Source organism: Synechococcus sp. H55.2, assembly GCF_047462495.1.
GTDB lineage: Bacteria > Cyanobacteriota > Cyanobacteriia > Thermostichales > Thermostichaceae > Thermostichus.
The window spans coordinates 1-1,031 of the sequence record NZ_JANSJH010000199.1; the positions used below are offsets into that span (position 1 = coordinate 1).

Genomic DNA, 1,031 nt, shown 5'->3' on the forward strand with positions numbered 1-1,031 from the left:
TGGACTTTACCCAGACTGTGTTTTTCTTAACGGTTGAAAACCAGTGGAAAGATCTCCTACTGGGAGACCTCCGCCGAGAGGTTGTGCAGGCGATGGGCTTTGGGATCAAAGCCCGCCGGGAAATGGGTATAGGCATCGCAATCGGCGTGATCCAGCAAAGCCCCTTCCAAGAGGGCACCGCGGAAATTGCTGCCAAAAAGCAGACATCCCCGCAGGTCGGCTCCCGATAGGTTGGCGCCGCTGCAATCGGCAAAGCTGAGATCGCACCCCCGCAGGTTGGCGCCTGCCAGGTTGGCGCCGCTGAAATCGGCATAGCGCAGGTCGGCACCGGCTAGGTGGATCCCTTGTAGGTCGGCCTGGGGCAGCTCGATCTCCTGGAAATCTCGCCGTCCCGCCGCGTAGTCTCTAACCAAATCCCCAACGCTATAGTTCATTGAACCTCCTTGCTTGGGGAGGGGGGATCCTTTGCTTTCACCCGGCTAGGGGCAGCCTTCCGGGATCCCCCGCCCCCTCGTTTAGAAGTGTTGATGGAAGGTGCGGTTAATCACATCCAGTTGCTGCTCGCGGGTAAGCTTGATGAAGTTCACTGCGTAGCCGGAAACCCGGATGGTGAGCTGCGGGTAGAGCTCTGGGTGCTCCATGGCCTGCAGCAAGGTCTCGCGGTTGAGGACATTCACGTTGAGGTGAAAGCCGCCATCCCGCATGTAGCCGTCCAGCAGCCCCACCAGGTTGGCAACCCGCTCCTCAGCCGTGCGACCCAGGGCCGCCGGCACGATGGAGAAGGTGTTGGAGATGCCATCCAGCGCGTCGTCGTAGGGCAGCTTGGCCACGGAAGCCAGCGACGCCACCGCTCCCTTGGTGTCGCGGCCATGCATGGGGTTGGCCCCCGGCGCAAAGGGCTCGCCAGCCCGCCGCCCATCGGGGGTGTTGCCGGTTTTCTTGCCGTAGACCACGTTGGAGGTGATGGTGAGAATGGACTGGGTGGGAATGGCGTTGCGGTAGGTTTTGTGCTTGCGCAGCTCCGCCATGAA

General features: G+C 61.4%; 2 protein-coding genes. Both read right to left on the bottom strand.

The features are described 5' to 3' along the window. Positions 1 to 56: 56 nt before the first annotated feature. Complete coding sequence (locus NW844_RS12890; protein WP_414336223.1) at positions 57 to 434, bottom strand: pentapeptide repeat-containing protein; 378 nt, start codon at positions 432 to 434, stop codon at positions 57 to 59. An 81-nt stretch (positions 435 to 515) separates the two neighbouring features. Beyond that, positions 516 to 1,031, bottom strand: a 516-nt coding sequence (locus NW844_RS12895) for a glycine radical domain-containing protein (protein WP_414336225.1), incomplete at its 5' end; no start/stop codon positions are given.